The 14,073-nt window shown below is 37.1% G+C and carries 17 protein-coding genes; 11 read left to right on the forward strand and 6 right to left on the reverse strand.

What is annotated here, in order from left to right; translation table 11 throughout:
• Positions 1–2: 2 nt before the first annotated feature.
• On the reverse strand, positions 3–971 hold the full coding sequence (locus QPL79_RS06235) for a hypothetical protein (RefSeq protein WP_285273941.1): 969 nt from the start codon (positions 969–971) through the stop codon (positions 3–5).
• 53 nt (positions 972–1,024) lie between these two features.
• Positions 1,025–1,288, reverse strand: a complete 264-nt coding sequence (locus QPL79_RS06240) for a C2H2-type zinc finger protein (protein WP_285273942.1) — start codon at positions 1,286–1,288, stop codon at positions 1,025–1,027.
• A gap of 77 nt (positions 1,289–1,365) precedes the next feature.
• Between QPL79_RS06240 and QPL79_RS06245 the strand changes: the two genes are divergently transcribed.
• Together QPL79_RS06245 and QPL79_RS06250 are read left to right on the forward strand one after the other, a co-directional pair.
• Positions 1,366–1,815 (forward strand): hypothetical protein, encoded by a 450-nt coding sequence (locus tag QPL79_RS06245; protein WP_285273943.1) that lies wholly within the window; start codon positions 1,366–1,368, stop codon positions 1,813–1,815.
• Between the two features lie 109 nt (positions 1,816–1,924).
• On the forward strand, positions 1,925–3,934 hold the full coding sequence (locus QPL79_RS06250; RefSeq protein WP_285273944.1) for a S16 family serine protease: 2,010 nt from the start codon (positions 1,925–1,927) through the stop codon (positions 3,932–3,934).
• Between the two features lie 36 nt (positions 3,935–3,970).
• Here the strand turns inward: QPL79_RS06250 and QPL79_RS06255 are convergent, their stop codons facing one another.
• The gene (locus QPL79_RS06255; RefSeq protein ID WP_285273945.1) at positions 3,971–4,294 is read right to left on the reverse strand and encodes a hypothetical protein; all 324 of its coding nucleotides are present in this window, start codon (positions 4,292–4,294) and stop codon (positions 3,971–3,973) included.
• 131 nt (positions 4,295–4,425) lie between these two features.
• Between QPL79_RS06255 and QPL79_RS06260 the strand changes: the two genes are divergently transcribed.
• Entirely contained in the window at positions 4,426–5,424 is a 999-nt protein-coding gene (locus tag QPL79_RS06260; protein WP_285273946.1) for a hypothetical protein, read from the forward strand.
• Here QPL79_RS06260 and QPL79_RS06265 read toward each other — a convergent pair whose 3' ends face one another.
• Both QPL79_RS06265 and QPL79_RS06270 read right to left on the reverse strand, forming a co-directional pair.
• A complete protein-coding gene (locus tag QPL79_RS06265; RefSeq protein WP_285273947.1) occupies positions 5,425–6,351 on the reverse strand; it encodes a MarR family transcriptional regulator in 927 nt (308 codons plus the stop codon).
• Positions 6,348–6,605 (reverse strand): death domain-containing protein, encoded by a 258-nt coding sequence (locus QPL79_RS06270; RefSeq protein ID WP_285273948.1) that lies wholly within the window; start codon positions 6,603–6,605, stop codon positions 6,348–6,350. Before QPL79_RS06270 ends, QPL79_RS06265 begins: the two co-directional genes overlap by 4 nt.
• A gap of 305 nt (positions 6,606–6,910) precedes the next feature.
• Here QPL79_RS06270 and QPL79_RS06275 point away from each other — a divergent pair, with 305 nt between their 5' ends.
• The 8 genes from QPL79_RS06275 (at position 6,911) to arlJ (ending at position 13,720) form a co-directional block, all read left to right on the forward strand.
• Entirely contained in the window at positions 6,911–7,570 is a 660-nt protein-coding gene (locus QPL79_RS06275; RefSeq protein ID WP_285273949.1) for a flagellin, read from the forward strand.
• The gene (locus QPL79_RS06280) at positions 7,563–7,847 is read left to right on the forward strand and encodes a hypothetical protein (protein ID WP_285273950.1); all 285 of its coding nucleotides are present in this window, start codon (positions 7,563–7,565) and stop codon (positions 7,845–7,847) included. Before QPL79_RS06275 ends, QPL79_RS06280 begins: the two co-directional genes overlap by 8 nt.
• A 20-nt stretch (positions 7,848–7,867) precedes the next feature.
• On the forward strand, positions 7,868–8,719 hold the full coding sequence (locus QPL79_RS06285) for a hypothetical protein (RefSeq protein WP_285273951.1): 852 nt from the start codon (positions 7,868–7,870) through the stop codon (positions 8,717–8,719).
• Entirely contained in the window at positions 8,720–9,202 is a 483-nt protein-coding gene (locus QPL79_RS06290; RefSeq protein WP_285273952.1) for an archaellin family protein, read from the forward strand. It abuts the gene before it with no gap.
• Between the two features lie 4 nt (positions 9,203–9,206).
• Positions 9,207–9,725: a hypothetical protein gene (locus tag QPL79_RS06295; RefSeq protein ID WP_285273953.1), complete on the forward strand. Its 519-nt coding sequence runs from the start codon at positions 9,207–9,209 to the stop codon at positions 9,723–9,725.
• A gap of 5 nt (positions 9,726–9,730) precedes the next feature.
• A complete protein-coding gene (locus QPL79_RS06300) occupies positions 9,731–10,441 on the forward strand; it encodes a PRK06067 family protein (RefSeq protein ID WP_285273954.1) in 711 nt (236 codons plus the stop codon).
• Between the two features lie 4 nt (positions 10,442–10,445).
• A complete protein-coding gene (gene flaI, locus QPL79_RS06305; RefSeq protein WP_285273955.1) occupies positions 10,446–12,122 on the forward strand; it encodes an archaellum flagellar ATPase motor FlaI in 1,677 nt (558 codons plus the stop codon).
• 71 nt (positions 12,123–12,193) lie between these two features.
• Complete coding sequence (gene arlJ, locus QPL79_RS06310) at positions 12,194–13,720, forward strand: archaellar assembly protein ArlJ/FlaJ (protein WP_285273956.1); 1,527 nt, start codon at positions 12,194–12,196, stop codon at positions 13,718–13,720.
• A gap of 28 nt (positions 13,721–13,748) precedes the next feature.
• On the opposite strand, the gene QPL79_RS06315 is transcribed toward arlJ, so the two are convergent.
• Positions 13,749–13,991 (reverse strand): hypothetical protein, encoded by a 243-nt coding sequence (locus QPL79_RS06315; RefSeq protein ID WP_285273957.1) that lies wholly within the window; start codon positions 13,989–13,991, stop codon positions 13,749–13,751.
• Between the last annotated feature and the right edge of the window lie 82 nt (positions 13,992–14,073).

The following is a 14,073-nucleotide window of genomic DNA, read 5'->3' on the forward strand; positions in this document are numbered from 1 at the left end:
TGTTATCTAATGATTTTTCTATCCTCCTTTATCAAGTGGTTTGAGCATAGACAGTGCTTCAGTATGTATGTTGCATAGCGATTTGAATATTTAAAGTCTGAGAGAGGTGTTATGAATGTTTCTCTACTTAATATAAAATCGTTTGAAACTAGGTAGTGTGCCCTATCCAGTATAAAACCTATGTTAACAACATCACTATCACAAACAACGAAACCATGCTTCTTTGCCTCATCAATGAGATGAAGGTAAAGAATTAAAAAGTCTTTGTATTGGGTTTTGCAAAATGATGCATTTTCCTGAGATGGGGAAAGTGTTGCTACATAAACTCTTCTACCATTCTTTAGCGCATTTTCAGCAATTCTTGTTATAAACTTGATTGAATTGATGCTTAAACATGGTATCAGCATAATAATTTCTGAGTATGTTATAGCACCATTTACCAGCTTTTCAAGTAATTTATATGCTGTATCGCCTCTAGCTATAGGTGTTTCAACTTGAACCTCATTTTTTAATGCAACATTTTCAACACTTGCTATAACATCCTCCGCCATAAGCTCTTTGGGTATTACAACACTTTTAAATTTGACAAAATCTCTATAGCCACTGATTATATGCAAGAACATTGAAATATCGCCTAGGACTATATCCGAAAAAAGTTCTGGATCGAAACACTCAGAATATATCTCTACATCGTTGTCTATACTAATACCACATTTTATTCTAGGTCCACGCTCTCTACAAAGATTTAGAACCTCTGTACAGACGTTGGAGTCTATAAATGCTTCTGAAAAGGTTTTCAAATCTTTTTTAGCTAATTTCGATAAAGCTGTTGATGCATCAAATGGAACTACTCTTGCTTTTGTTTCAAGAAAATCATTTATGATTTGATTATCTAGCTTATTTACATTGTATCGCACATACACTTTCTCAATATCTATTCTCGATTGTGGAAAAAGCTTTTTTACAAACATAGACACAGCTCTCAAAAACTTCTAAATTCAATTTGATTTCAGCACACAGCATTTTAAGTCTCAATATCTACAAGTTCTTCAAGTTCTTTTCCATGAACCTTCAGAATGTGTGTAACAAATGCAGATGCTCTTAAAAGCCTCTTTTTGCAAAATGGGCATATGAGAAGACCTCTATATGGCGAAAGCTTTTCAATTGCTCTTTTAGCTGTTGAATACTTCTCGAAATAGTGATTAGAACCAAAGAGAGGTTCTAAGCCTGCAAGCCAGCGAGCAATGGATCTAAGCACCTTGTCCCTGTCTCTACTCTTTAAAGCCATAAGCGCACCTTACTGTATACAGTTGTCTACTAAATGTTTAAAACTTTTTCTGAAGCCTCTAAGAAATGTGAGTAGCAATGGCTTTTCTCAGAGAAGTTTTAATGAAGATTAGACGAAAAGGAGCAAATGAAATGAGTATTGAAGAGACTTTAGCTGCATATAGACTTCTTCTACATGTTAGAAAAGACTTGGTAGAATCTTTCTATAACATTGCCGAAAGAAGGCTTAGGGAAGTATATGACGATTTTTCAATGACTATGTTGAAACTAGATAAAACTATACAAACTCTTAGAAGAATTTTGGAAAATGAAGCCAAGATTTCAATTGATGAGTCTAAGACTTTTAGCATTGATGAAAACATACAAAAACTTTCTTTAGAGACATCACTAGCTTTTAGAAGTTTGCTGCAAAATGCTAAGTTGTTAAAGGAGTTTTCACAATCAATGCCGCACCAATATCTAAGAGCTATTCTCAGAGGAGTTGATGATGCTATAGACAAGGTTATTAAGATTCTTGGGGGTTTCTAAGCACATCAGAGTATTCTTCACACTTACTAATCTTAAGTACTGAAGTATCCTTTCTGTGAGAAAAATTTTTATTCTGAAATGATGAAATTATTCTGTAGAGGGATAAACAATGGATTTTTATAGATGGGCAAAAGTATTTTCAATTCTATTCTTATTAACACTTGCAATAGGGTTGTACACAACCCTATCACAGGGTTATATAGTTGATGAGTCTAGACATGTAACAATAGTTGCTGTTTCCCAGCTTTCAAATGGTTCCTACATTGGTGTTGCTGCAGATCTATATGTGAGAGTGGCTTGCCCTGGCCAGGGGCATGTATATGTTGAGACATATCCTCTTGCTGAAATAGATTTGCAGGCATCGACAAGAATTGCAGCAATTGTTGCTAGCAGCATTGCCAACATGAGTTTTAGTAGCTGCGACTTCTTCGCCTCGGTAAAATCAGATTCGCCAATTATTGGAGGGCCTAGCGCTAGTGGTGTAACTGCTGTTGCTTTTGCCTCTGCACTTCTAAAACTTCCACTAAATGAAAGTGTTGTTATGACTGGTATGATAATGCCTGATGGCAGCATTGGACCTGTTGGAGGAATCTACTACAAATTGGGTGCTGCAGCTTCTAGAGGTGCCAAGATTTTTCTTGTTCCATATGGGCAAACAACAGATGTTATCTATAAAGTTGTTGCTCAGAGAGTGGGGCCGTTGATTATGTATAGAACTGTTGCTCAAACAGTTGATCTTGTTTCCTATGGTGCTCGTCTAGGTGTTGTTGTTAAGCCTGTTGCCAATGTTTATGAGGCTTTAAATATTTTTACAAATGGGCTGTTTTCCTATGTTGTGGGGGGCTATGAGAAGAGAATTGATGAGATATACAACTCTATGAAACCATTTTTAGCAAACATGATTTCGAGCATAAAGACTGAGATTAGTAAAGCTGTCAATGAGAGCAAGTCTTTAGAGAGCAAGGTTCAGAATTATTATGTAAGACAGTTGTTGAGTAGCATAGATAATAACTTGAAAACGTACATGAGTAATGGTAGTAAATTTGAATCTCAAAACCAGCTATACCTAGCAGCATCATCATATTTCCAAGCTTTGATATATGCTTATTGGAGACTTTACCTATTGCGTACCGTTTTGAATAAAAGCTATTTACAAGATTTTGCAAGTAGTTTGAGAAGCCAAATCTTAAGGGATATCGCTAATGTTGTTTCAATGTCTAAAACAACAGTTGATTTGTCAAAACTTTCAGCAATTATAAATACTGTTGATAGACTTTATGAAGCCTATATATACCTCAATAGAAGCTTGTCAACAAGCTACATAGACATGTCTACTCAGTATCTTGCAATTGCTTCTGCAAGACTCTACACAGCAATGTTTTGGAAGAGTCTAGTAAATGTTAACATCCCTACAAATGTTTTTGTTGAACCATCGAATATAGAGTCCTTGGCGACAACAATATCTGCTCTTGCTCAAAACATTTACAGCTACATAATAGCATTCTCATCATCTGTTTCAATACCTCAAAATATTTTCTCGGAGGCTCAAACCAGATATAGTTTAGCATCCTATGCTAACACATCTATAGAGAGAATGGCCCTGGGGATAAGCTCCATTAGCTACATGTATTTAACACTGCTATCAATGTTTATGGAGAACATAACCTCATCTCTAGAAGCATTAAACAAAACAATAGATATTCTGTTAACACAACTAGATGGTAATATTCCAGTTGATGTCCCACTTCTACTAGAGCTTGGTACAAGTGCTGATATCAACACAAGAATCTATGGATTGGCACAACTATCAATGCTGCTGTCAATGTATAGAATGTTGGAGATAGAAACACTTGCAAAAACAACTCAATACATAACCACAACAACTTCACCAAAAACACTAACAGGCATTACTATAACAAACATAGTTACATTGATAAAAACAGTAACAATCGTAAAGACAGAAACAGCCACAGCAACATATACCTACACCCAAACAGTTACACCAACACTACAAACAATAGCAAGCAAAGCTCCCCAAGGAGTTAATATCATGGTATTTGTCTTGATATTGTTAGCTATTATAGCTATAGCTATTGCAATAAAGTTTATTAAAACATAGTTATGTAGCTATGAAGAATTATGCTTAGACTAAATATCATCTTTTTCTAAAGAACCTTTCTTCAGCAATCAAAGCATTAAAAACAATGTGATGGTAATCTCTATAGCCATTTGCTTCAGCAATCCATGCTAGCAGCCACGGAGAATAGTAAACTCTTTTATTGGATTTGTTATCTCCATTGCCATTATTGCCATTTCCCAGAGCAAATCCATCACCAGGTTTTTCAATTAGAGATGCTGAGCCATTGAAAATAGCTTCAACTGCTTTTAAGACTATCTCTGCATCTTCCTCTCTCACACCACCATTCAAAGACCTTATAACAATTCTCAAATCATCTTTCTCAACGACAACCTCGCTCATACAATTACACACCAACTTTTCTTCAAATCTCTTGAATCTCCGGGCTAGATAAAACTTTCGCTTTAAGCATTACTGGCAGTATTTATATTTGCCTTAACATTAGATTTTTATAGAAAAGCATGTGAGAAGTTATGGGGAGAATAATAAGAACTAGAGAGGGGTTTGTAATTGATTCTGAAACTGGTGAGGTTATTGATGATAAGCCCTTTGAGTTTCTGGAAGATCTTTCTTGGAATAGCTATACATGCTTTGACGAAGAAAGTGTTGAAAGAATTATTAACAGTATTGTTCCTGGACTTGTAGAGATTCTCAAGCTTTATCTAAGAAAAAGTCTTTGCAGTTCCAGATACAATGAAATAGAAAATGTTTTGCAAAGTTTGTGGGGTTCTAGTGCAGCGAACATAGTTGGTAAAGCAATTCAAAGAAGATTAGAAGAGGAAATAGATGTTTATGAGGCAAAAGCATATAATCTTGCTGGTTTGCCGGGGTTGAGTATGTATAGATGTTTTAGGAAAGCTGGTTATGAGCCTCAGGACATAATCAAGGCTCTTAGCAACGTTATTCAAGGTTCTGCAAATAATGAAGCTCCTCTTCAAATGTTTTTGTCTAAACTATTTCAAGAAGTTAGAATGTGTAGAAGAAAAACTCTTGTGAGGTGGGTTTCAAAGCCGCTGAAAAACCAAATAGATGTTTCATTTGCTGCTACAGTTCTGAATGCAGAGATTAGAACCATTGGAAGGTTGAAGTATATAACAACGAAGATCGATGGATTTGGTGTGCAAATAACAGCTAATAAAGTGGATGTATCATCAAAGGCGAGTGAGGTTGAGAATGTGTTGAATGTTTTAAGCTATTTAAGTAGAAGACTTGGAGTGGAACTGTCGAAGCCATTGCCAATGGTTGCAACAATTGTTATAAAACTTCCGTTTAGAGTAAATATAAATGTTTTGGCTGCTCATGAAAATGGTGAGGTTCAGGGGAAGAGGGCTAAGATAACGAGAAAACACTACACCATACTTGCATATCCAACAACAGTCAACATTTATGCTAAACTTGATGGGTTTTTAGACAAGATAGAAAGCATTGTTGCCGAGGCTTTACCAATTATATGTACCTATATGGAGAAGTAGCTAAACAGCTTTATAGCCTATGTAGAGTAGCGAGGTTGCAAACGTCATGCTGCCACATAAAGCAATTGCTACTGGTGTTACAGTTGCCAAAGCCGCTAAACTTGTCACTAAAGATGCTGCTAGCATCATTAGCGTCATTTTCTTTAGCACTATTCTTGGGTGAGCAGAGCCAAAAACTTTTGTAGCTATTTTGCTTGCCAAGCTCTTTTTGTACTTCAAGTAATATGGCTGTCTATAGAAAATTGCTAAACCCTCGTCAGTAATTCTGTAGGAGATTGTCGTTGTTTTTATGTTTATTTTCAGAGGCCTCAATATTTTTGCTAATGCTGCAAGCAGTTTTGATGTTTTCTCAACTCTCTTAAAAACTCTCACACCACCTCTTCTCTCACTGAACATCTCCATGTATGTTCTAGCCCTATCCACACCAAGCTTCATAGCATCGGCTATGTCCGCTAGAGTCAGTTCCCCATTTTTGCTTGTTGCAATAGCTATGATCGCATCAGCCAAGTGAGTATATCTAGTCATTTCAGATGCTATGTCGAGAACCATCTCCCTTCTCTCTTCTCTCGAAACTCTATACCTGTACCCATCACCAACAATGCTCTGAAGCTTTCTATAAAACTCCAGACCAGAGTCAGAAAGCTTGTATAGATCCACACCACCATCAGACTCTCTAGCAACAAGACCCTTTGCAACAAGCTTTCTAATAGCATCAACAACAGATTTTTGTCTTTCACTAAGCAAGGAAGCAATGTCTCTAGTACTCAAAGAGTTTCTTGAGCCAAGACACAAAACTATTCTAAGCTGCAAATACCCCCTAGCAAAATCGATTACAGAATCAAGCTCTCTCAGCATCTGCAACCTAGAATTGAAAAAAGAAAGGTCTCTACCAACCTTTAATGCTGTTTCACCATCAAAGCCGCTCATCTTCTCCCACCAACCTTCTCAAACTCAATAAAAACATCTATGAAGCTAGGAGAGGATATACTAATATTCGATAGTTTATAGCCTGTGAAAACCCTCTTCAAAACACTGACAACACTATCAAGATCATTCATAGAGAGAACACCCATAAAAGTAACCCTGACAAGAATACTAGTATCGCTACACTCAAAATCAACATCAGCGACATTTCCACTACTCCTCAAATTATTGAGCAAAGTCTTTTCAGCACTACACACTTTTCATCCCCAACAAAAAGCAGTGGCAGTAGCAAACAGAGAGAAATTAGGCTATAAACAATCAAAAGAGGAGTGGGGTCAAGGAAATGATTCGTAGAAACCCGCAGTAGTAGCAGTAGAGAAGAACATGCGCAATTTCACATATCTTGTTTCAACATTAGAATTTTATAAGCAGAAAGGCTAAACAAGCTGGAGAAACAACATTCAATTAAATACCAAGATTAGAGTTCAAGACAGCTAGTCGCCTCAAACCAGTATTCTGAATACACGCAAATAGAAAAGTGAAAACCGAAGGTGAAACCCAGGTGAAAACAAGACTCTTAAAGGGAATAGTTGGTATAGAAGCAGCAATAGTGCTAATAGCATTCGTTGTAGTAGCAGCAGCACTAGCATTTGTAGCACTAAACATGGGCTTCTACACTACACAGAGAAGCAAAGAGGTTATGGCAGCTGGGCTAGCGCAAGCAAGCAGCTCTCTAGAACTAGATGGATCTGTGCTAGCACAGGTAGATACAACTAGTAAGAAAGTTGAGTGCATTGTCATACCAATTAGATTGTCGGCAGGTCAAAAAGAAGTTGATTTAACACCAAACAAAACAACCATAGCTCTGTGGATAATAGGAAAAGCTGCATTTACAAACATTTATAGCAGCTCTAAGCAAGCAGTACCAGATCCTCAAGCTTCATATAGCGTATCTGATCTATGTGGGGAAGCTGAAGGAGTGCCGAATGGTGTTGCTATTATTTGGGGTCCTGGCTCCAATGGTGATACTGTGCTGGGTCCTGGAGAAAAAGCATTAGTTGTGATAAGCTTCACTGCCTTGCCGTTGTCGCCAGGAAGCTCTTTGGATGTTAGCTCATATGATGTGATAAAGGTTGAGATTAAGCCTCCTCTTGGTGCTGCCTTAACTGTTGAGAGAACTGTGCCAGCTTCACTAACAGCTGAGATAATGGACTTTGGCTAGAGCTGTGGAGGTTTTTGAAATGAGTATGAGTATTAAAAACAAGTTTATTTTTTTGTCTGGTTCTCAACCCTCTTCTCTTTCAAACTTCTCTATTGCTTTAATTGTTTTTGAGGCATTGGGATTCATTATTATTGGTTTTGTGGTGCTATATCTCTCCTCTTTTCAAAGTGATCTGGTTTTCTATATTCTTGTTGGTGCTGCTATTGTTTCTCTTGCGATAGGTTTTCACATTTTGTTTGGCTTAGTAATATATTTAAGCAGGTCTAGACATAGATAATTTTGTGGTGGGGGTTTGCTGTGGCTGGCTCTGAATGGCCTTGCAATTGTGTTTTCTGCAGATTGTTTGTTCATCCAATTGCTAGAAGATTTGTTGCTGCTTCTCATGCTTCTGAAGAGCAATTTGTGGAGGAGATTAAGCCTGTTGAGGTTTCTGCTGTTCAGCAACCTGTGATAGATGTTAATGGTGTTAAAGAGGCTGTTGCTGAACATGTTTCTATTCTTGTTGATTCCAAGCTCAAGGAATTTGCTTCTAGAGTTGATTCTGTTGAGGAGGAGATTAGGAAGATTAGAGAGGATTTTTCTAAAAGTGTTGATGAGATAAAAAGTGCTTTGGTTGATATTAGAGCTGCTGTTGCTGAGGCTACAAACCCATTCAATGTTCTTAGGGAGTATTCAAAAACAAGGAAGGAGGCTCCTAAAGCCAATCGCATTATAGAAAGCTTTGAGCAAGCCCTTAGAAACATAGCTACACAGGCCACAGCATCTGAGGCTTCTGAAGCTGGGCGGGAGCCTGGGTCTCAGATTGATTTTAAGAAGGTTTCTAGAGAGGTTGTGTATAGGGGGTATAGAAAGCTTGGGTTGTCTGGTCTTATAAAACTTGTGAAGTGGGTTGATGACATGCTTAACAGGGTTCCTAAGGAGGTTATAGAGGAGATTGCAAAGTTTATGAAAGCTGTTAATGTTGTTGATGATGAGGAGGAGAAGATTGTTTTAAGTGTTGTAGACTTTGTTTATAGGGCTAGGAAAATTGGTTTGAAGATTAATGAGCAGATAATACACATATACAATCTTGCAAAGGTTTTTGGAGTTGATGATAAGGAGGCTAGTGAAGAGATTTTGAAGCTTGCTACAAGCAATGGTGTTGAGTAAATGGTTTCTGAAAGCATAAACACGGCCATTATAGTTATTGCTGGTATTATTCTAGCTTCAATGGTTTCAGCAATGCTACTATCTCAAATAAGTGTAATAGACTCTTCTATGAGGCTAATCATAAAAAGTGCTCAAAACAAGATAAGTACGCAAATATCAATAGTTCTAGTCTCCATGAACACATCAACAACAAAATACTTTGTTATATACGCTAAGAACACTGGATCTAGAGCAATATCACAGCAGGAGCTTGTACAATCAGATGTTTATCTCCAGGACAGTGCAAAAACAATTTTGCTTTTGTATAGTAGTAGTGGTGGGTTGGGGAAGTGGAACTACACGGAAAGTGTGCAGAATGGTATTTGGGATGTTGGTGAAACAATAACTATAAAAGCATTCAATGCAACCTCTTTGTCAATTCCAACAAGAATAGTTTTTGTATTACCAAATGGTGTTTCTGCTGAGTATCAATACACTGGGTGAGGCCATGGGGAGAGGGGTCTCATCACCAGTATCAGCAGCAATAATTAGTTTTGCAATAATTGCTCTAGCTATTTACACAACACTGCTCACCACTAATTCAATGGTTCAGGTTTATAGACTGCTCAAAAATCCATACAATGTGGAGTGCAGCTATTTGAGAATAGCCAGTGCTGTTCTATACCCAAACTCGACAATGGAAATTGTAATTGATAATGATGGTCCAAATACAATAAATGATATTAGTAGCCTTGGGATGGTTGTAGTGATATATGCTAATGAAAGTCAGTATACATACACGTTAAAGAATTGCAATACTCTTTCCCATGGGTGTTGGTTTGCTGAAAAAATTGTTGTTGGCTCTGCAACACTTGGTTATGGTGTTGGCAAGCCATTTAGACCTGGTGAAAAACTTTATGCAAAAGCATTACTGGGTTTAAACACATCCTCTATTAGCTATGGCTATGTAGCTATTTTCTCAAGTTGTTCAAAAGCTGAGAGAGTAATAGTTTCTTCAAATGGGTGATGAAAGTGACTAGAAGAGTTGTTGTGACTACAGGTAATGAGGAGCTTGATAATAGGCTTGGGGGTGGAATACCGATACCATCTCTTCTTCTTATTGAGGGTGATCATGGAACTGGGAAATCTGTTGTTATTCAGCAGATTGTCTATGGAGCTTTGAAAAATGGTTTCAGGGTTTACTATGTAACAACTGAGTCAACTGTTAGGGAGTTTCTTTTGCAGGCTAAGAGAGTAAGTTTTGATATGACTAGTTACTTTCTCAAGAACATTCTCAAGATTTTTCCTGTTCATGTTGAGGGGGCTAGGTGGGCTAAAAACATTGCAAAGCTTCTTCTTCAAGTTGTTGGAGAGTTCATGGTTAAAACAATGAGTGATTGGAATGTTTTTGTTGTTGACTCATTCTCAGTATTAGCTGTTTATGCAGGCACTAGCACAGTTTTAGACTTTTTAACAGTGGCAAAAAATGTTGTTTCTCAAGACAGGGTTGTTATTCTATCTGTTCACCCAGGGGCTCTCAGCGAAGATATTATGATTAGAGCTAGAAGCATATGCGATGGCTATGTAAAACTCAGAGCCATGGAGATTGGGGGAATGCTCATAAAAGCCATGGAGATTATTAAGCTTAGAGGTGCTCTAGGACCTGTAGACACAATAATAGCTTTTGATGTTGATCCAGCTTTTGGTATAAAGATTCTTCCACTATCACTTGCAAAGGCCTAGAGCCATGGAAGCTCAAACAGTTTTGGACCCCAAAATAGCTAAGCATGGCAAGGAGCATCCATATCTGTTGAGATATATAAACTCCGTGGCTAAGGAGATTGGGGTGCCAATACTCTATGAATCTTATGAGCTTAGCTACGACATGAAAAAACTCAGAAATGTGAACATTGTTTACTACATAGGCGATGGAATATACATACACATTTACATGCCCCCAAAAGGCACTGTAAGTGGATACAGAAAATATGTTGCTGTTGAGCCTCCAAAGCCCCATCCAAAACTGTTTAGAGTTATTGAGCTTAGACTTGCTGAGGCGATAACTGAGCACGATGTTTCTGAGGATCCAAATGAGAAAAAGGCTATTCTTCTTAAAAAACTTGAGAAAATTGTGAAAATAGTTGATTACCAAGTTGATTATGAGAAACTGAAAGAGGATGCAAAGTCAATACCTGTCTACAGAGGGGATTTTGAGTATCTCAAATACTATGTGATTAGAGATAAAATTGGTTTGGGTATTCTAGAGCCTTTCATCAAGGATCAGTGGCTTGAGGACATAACGTGTAGAGGTCTTGGCTATGTGTATGTTTTTCACAAGATATTTGGCCCTCTAGAAACAAACATAGAGTTTAGAACTGAAGAAGAGCTCGACATGTTTATAATAAAGCTTGCTGAGAGAATAGGAAAGCCAATATCTCATGCAAAGCCAATTGTTGATGCAACGCTTCCAGATGGGTCTAGAATAAACATTGTCTATGGGCATGATGTTAGTTTACACGGCTCAAACTTTACAATTAGAAAATTCAGCAAAGTGCCAATTAGCATTACACAGCTAATAGCGTGGAACACAATGGATACTAGAATAGCTGCATATCTTTGGATACTTCTAAACAGCAACATGAGTGGCTTCATATGTGGTGAAACAGCAAGTGGAAAGACAACAACATTAAATGCAATTGCTGCTTTTATTCCACCAACATACAAAGTTGTTTCTATAGAGGATACTGCAGAGGTTCAGTTACCACACTTGAACTGGGTTAGGGAGCTAACAAGAGATACAGGGGTTAAGGAATCCTCTATAACAATGTTCGATCTTCTCAGAGCTGCTCTTAGGCAAAGACCAAACTATATAATAGTTGGGGAGATAAGAGGTGTTGAAGCATCTATAGCATTTCAAGCTATGCAAACCGGGCATCCAGTGCTCTCAACATTCCATGCCGCAAGTGTTGAAAGAGTTGTTCAAAGACTTACGGGAGACCCTATAAACATTCCAAAGAGTTTTATGGATAATCTAAACTTTGTTCTAATTCAAAGTGCTGTTTGGAGAGGAGGTATAATGGCTAGAAGGGTTCTAAGTGTAAACGAGATTATAGGTTATGATCCAAAAGCAGATGCAATTGTTTATGTACCGGTTTTTGTTTGGGATTCTGTTAAAGACACATTTGTTTTTAGGGGTAGGGGAGCAAGCTATCTTCTAGAAAACAAAATAGCTGCTATGAGAGGAATTTCAAGAGTTCAAATGAAGAGCATATACGATGAGCTAGAGCAAAGAGCGTATTTTCTAAGGCTTCTTGTTGACAAGAAAATTTTCAACTATTTTGATGTGTGGAACGCTATAGTGAAAACATATGAGATTGGGCTCGACACAGCTATAAAAAGACTTGAGAGAGGTGTTCTATTATAGCATGGGCTAGAAAAATCTTTAGGAGCCCCTATCTTTGGTTCTCCATAGCCATTGCATCAACAGCTGTTTTTATGTCTACACCAACAAGATTTATTATTTTAATTTTTTCCCCCATACCAATAATTATTGGCTACATTGTTGATTTTCTTAAGAGAAAAGGTATAACAGCTGTTGTTGATGAGAATCTTCTATATCTTGTAACACACATATATAGTGTTGCAACTGGTAAGCCTCCTCATGAAAGAATTTTTAGTCTTGGCAGCGTCTCTGGAAGAGGTTATGGAGAGTATAGTCAAGTGCTTAGCAAAATAGCTTCTCTAGGAAAGAAGTGGGGCTATGGATATGTTATAGCAACCAAGATCCAGTCCAAGGAGACAACAAATACAATTTTTAAGGATTTTTTAAATAGATTGGCTGAGGCTATAAATGTTGGAGAAGATTTAGAGACTTTTCTCAACTTAGAGCAGAGTACAATTCTTGTAACATACGAAGCTGATTATACCAGGGTTTTAGAAGCTATAAAACTTTTGCTAGGAATATATACAGCCTCAATAAGTTCTGCAATGTTCATAGTTATAAACATTGTTTTACTCTCCTTCTTCATAGGCAATGTGATGACAATTATTGTGTCATTCCTTGGAACCATAGCTGCATTAACTATATTGGTTTTTTTGATTAGAAAGTCCTTGCCAAGGCAAATACTTGTTCATGATCTTAGTATAAACATACCTGAAATTATGGTGTATAAATTTTCTCTTGTAGCCTCTATAGCAATGAGTAGTATTGTAAGCTTTTCTATAATAGCAAAACTAGGTGAGCTTTCCTATACTCTAATAATATTTGGATTTTTCCTACTGGTACCTGGATTGATTGGCAGGAGAATAGAGAGTAATGTTAAAAGCATTGAAAGTTTCTTCATAATATTTATTAGAAGTCTTGGCCTTACCTATAGTACTTTAAGAAACTATGCTCAGAGCATTAGAAGTATATTGGCGTCAGACCTGGGCTTGCTTACAAAACATTTGAGGAGGCTATACTCAAGACTTAGAAATGGCATAGAAACCAAAGTAGCCTTTTTGTACTTTATCGGTGAAACAGGTAGTGAAACAGTTAGAAGAGGAATAGACATTTTCTATGATGCTATTGAAGCAGGTGGAGACCCTGCAAAAATTGGAGAGACACTCAGTATAACAATACAAAGAACCCTAAATTTAAGGAAACAAAGAGAGCAAGTTGCAAGAGCTTTTCAAGGAGTTATATATGTGCTAAACACATTAATTGTAGCACTAGCAGAATTTGTCTTTACACTAACCCTAATGCTGCAAAATGTTTTTGTAACAGCTGGTGGAACAGGGGTTCATATCCTTCCATTTACATTCATTGAGCCAATAATTATACAGATACTTAAAGTAGGTCTTGTATTTATAATAACAATACTCAATGCCTTTGCACTTCAATTTGCTAGAGGAGGGTACATCGGTGCTGCATGGCTACATGCATCAATATTGCTCATTCTAAGTGGTTCAACAATGATAGTTGCATCAATTTTCTCACAAGCATTATACAAAATGCTACAAATTCCACAACTAGCACCATAGAAAACAATGTCTATAGCTAAAAGCCTTTCTAGCCATTGTTTAAACATTTCAAAATCTCTTTATACATATCCCAATCAACTATTTTAATGAAATTAATTAGCAGATTTGCAAGTGCTTCTCCAAATTGTATCTCAATATCTTTTAAAACAATGCAAATATTTTTGCAGTAAACACTGCTTTTCCCTAGCAAATATCTTTGAAGAAACTTTCCATAGCCAGGAGCAATTCTGTTCAAGATATTAAAGAATCTTTCACAAGTAAACTCTATCATAAACTCACGCAAAATGCTTTGCACAGGAATATTCTATAAGTATTGCCAAAAAAAGTCAACTACCAATCTACAAAAAGGAGTT

Source organism: Ignisphaera cupida (genome assembly GCF_030186535.1).
In the GTDB taxonomy this organism is placed as follows: Archaea; Thermoproteota; Thermoprotei_A; order Sulfolobales; family Ignisphaeraceae; genus Ignisphaera; species Ignisphaera cupida.